The organism is Deltaproteobacteria bacterium (assembly GCA_030654105.1).
Classification (GTDB): Bacteria; Desulfobacterota; SM23-61; order SM23-61; family SM23-61; genus JAHJQK01.
Window position 1 is genome coordinate 1 of the sequence record JAURYC010000017.1, and the last position, 2,761, is coordinate 2,761.

Sequence of the window (2,761 nt, forward strand, 5' to 3'; positions counted from 1 at the left end):
GTATTTTTTTGTGGTTCGACAAGCTCACCACGAACGGAAAAACTAAATAATTTCAACCTAAGCCCGTTCACCCTGAGCCTGTCGAAGGGTAAATTACGGACTTTTGCAAGAGCCTCAATGGTAAGGCTTTTATTGGAGGAGAAGAAATGAAAGTTAAATCGGTAAGAATCCCCGAGGATATTGACAACGCCATCGTGGGAGTAGGGTGTCAGGTTTGCAATATTGGAATTTCAAGCATCTTACGCCTTAACTCAACCATCCTTCACCCTAATTCAACATCCTTTTGGGATAACGTTCGTGCAGAGCCTGCTTAGAGAAACTCGAGGGAAGGAGATAAAAGAGTGAAAGATGGTAACTACCCCGCCCAAATTACCATGGATCAAAATATTCAGTAATAATCTGGGGAACTTCCAGATAATGCCTGTCGGTGGTCAGAACCTTTAACCCATGTTGCATGGCAGAAGCGGCGATCCACAAATCATTGGTCGGTATCGGTGTACCTTTCAGCCGGAGAGACTGTACAATCACAGCGTATCTTTCTGAAGTTTCTTCATCAATCTCAGCAATGATGACTCGCGGGGAGCTGAGAAAATTCTTAAGGATGGCTCTATTCTTTCTTTCATTTCTTCCAATCAAAAAACCTGCTATCAATTCCCCCAGCGCCACGGGATTGAAAACGATCTCATCTGCCTGCCGAACTGCCTCCTTGACTTCAGGACTGCCCCTCAGAAATGCCGTATAGGCGGAAGTATCCATCATGACTTTGTATTTTTCCATAAGCCCTCGTCTATCGTTCTCTGAAACTCAACGTTTTTTGTGAACTCTTCGGCATCTCTTTTTGTCCAGATCCCGCAAAGATGATCCAAGTCATGGTGCATGGGCTTCCTCTTCTGCACCTTTCCCTTTGTGCCCGTGGCCTTTTCAACAAGAGAGATGAAGGCTTTGTTCAGACTCAGCCCCTTTCTTTCCGCCTCTTTTTTTATCATCCTTTCAATCGCAACAGGGATTCCCCTCAAAGTAATTTGCTTCAAATGAATCACCTCCGTGTGAACCAATAGTGAGTCACCATGCCTCAATTATTGCTCCATTTACCGATCCTGTCAATTGAAAAGAAGTGGTCGGAGGTCAGGCTTGAAATATTTCACGAAGAACCAATCAATACCTTAATACCGTTGCCTAACGCCGTATTCCTGCACAATATTTAATCTGCATTCATCTGCGTCCCAATATATTTTACTCCTTGTACCTTGCTCCTTGGACCTTGCACCTTTTATTCTCTATGCGCTTGGCGCTATGCCCCATGCGTTTTTATTTTTTCCCCTCGCGCCTTGCGACTAACGGCTATTATTGTAGTCTTTGTTCTATGCAGTGTTGGTAGCCCTAATGTTTTGCGCTGTGAGTATTACGACTTGAAATGGAACAATAGGCCATTCAAACGCTCAGTTGTTTATAATGGCTTTCCAAATAACAATTGTCAACTTTATGTGCCGGGACCAGCGTTTTTATCTAGTAATCCTGCCTTGGAGGTAAATCTTTCTCACTTAGGTTGTTGGCCCTGATGATCAGTTTGATCACGGCCCTGGCCGTGTCGCGGAGGTCCGAGCCATGCGTGTATTTATGGTACCGTGAAAAGTGCTGAACGATAGTCTCGCAATAGATCAGGAATTTAAAGGCCTCGCGGTATATGGGAAGATGCTCATACTGGGCCATGACTTATGTCCAGTAAAAACCTGGATTCAAAATTTTGGCAGCGACCAGGGCTCCGCCCTGGACCCGAAAAATCAAATCACCAAATGCCCAAATAACCTATTTGCCGGAACGCACCGGGAGCGCCCGGCCCCCTGCCGTCGCCTGACTGGTGACCCCAGCCCCGTCCGCCACCGCCGAAACCGAAGCCGGCAGCCACGGAACCGCGAACATCCGAAGCCCACGGGCAGCAAGCTGTAAGTTTAATCAATTCGGTTAAATGGACGCTGTAAGTCCCCTGCTTAATCCTATAACTCTTACTGTTCTCATACAACCCCGCCAGCTCGTCCTGTGTCGGCATCCGCCAGTCCTTGTATCCGCCCCCACGGTAGTTCTCGCAATAGCTCTTCGCATTTTGCCAGTTGATATTTGCCCCGTTATCCTTCGCCGCCCACATCAGACCGGTCTGCGCGTCCAGGACCGTTCCATCATCATAAGCGGTAAATCGGAAACGATAAAACAACCTGGCCGCCTGTTCACTCGTTTTCTCCGCTGTTGCTTCCTCCTCCTTGAGTTTCCCGAACTGATCGATCTCGGCGAATATTCTTGGCGTCTCCAGATCGAATTCCCGCGTTTCCTTCGTCCCTAAATGAGTCACCCGCGCAGTTATTAATTTCGGGAGGAGTTCCGCTGCCACCTCAATCTGGAAAATTCCATCCGCCTTCAGGTAAGTCCTCGTCCGGTAGAAATCCTTTGCTGCGTCGCGGTCGCTATATGCCCACCAGACTTGCCACGATTGTCCCTTGTACCGCAAATAAAGAGGGAATCGGTTATGGTCTGCATATGGATCGCCCAGTTCTACTACTATGGACCCGCCCTCGGGAAGTGTGAATTTCCTGTCTTGCAAGGCCTGGAGCCGCTTAATGAAAGGCTCCAGCACTCGGATCTGCTGTCCCGTATCCCACTTTCGCTTGGGCAAGTTTCAGGACCTCCTCCGCTTTGAGTTTTTCCACTGCCGCTTCGTTTTCCTTTTCCGCCTCTTTCATCTGACGATCATAGTCAGAGATTCTTTTAT

At 47.9% G+C, this 2,761-nt stretch carries 4 protein-coding genes; all 4 read right to left on the reverse strand.

Annotated features, from left to right (window positions below):
* Window positions 1–369: 369 nt before the first annotated feature.
* The 4 genes from Q7V48_00615 to Q7V48_00630 all read right to left on the reverse strand — a co-directional run bounded on the left by Q7V48_00615 (window position 370) and on the right by Q7V48_00630 (window position 2,665).
* Entirely contained in the window at window positions 370–777 is a 408-nt protein-coding gene (locus Q7V48_00615) for a type II toxin-antitoxin system VapC family toxin (protein MDO9209247.1), read from the reverse strand.
* A complete protein-coding gene (locus Q7V48_00620; protein MDO9209248.1) occupies window positions 756–1,016 on the reverse strand; it encodes a hypothetical protein in 261 nt (86 codons plus the stop codon). The genes Q7V48_00615 and Q7V48_00620 overlap by 22 nt, the downstream gene beginning before the upstream one ends.
* 490 nt (window positions 1,017–1,506) lie before the next feature.
* On the reverse strand, window positions 1,507–1,710 hold the full coding sequence (locus Q7V48_00625) for a hypothetical protein (GenBank protein ID MDO9209249.1): 204 nt from the start codon (window positions 1,708–1,710) through the stop codon (window positions 1,507–1,509).
* 76 nt (window positions 1,711–1,786) lie between these two features.
* The gene (locus tag Q7V48_00630) at window positions 1,787–2,665 is read right to left on the reverse strand and encodes a DUF1566 domain-containing protein (protein MDO9209250.1); all 879 of its coding nucleotides are present in this window, start codon (window positions 2,663–2,665) and stop codon (window positions 1,787–1,789) included.
* Window positions 2,666–2,761 lie beyond the last annotated feature (96 nt).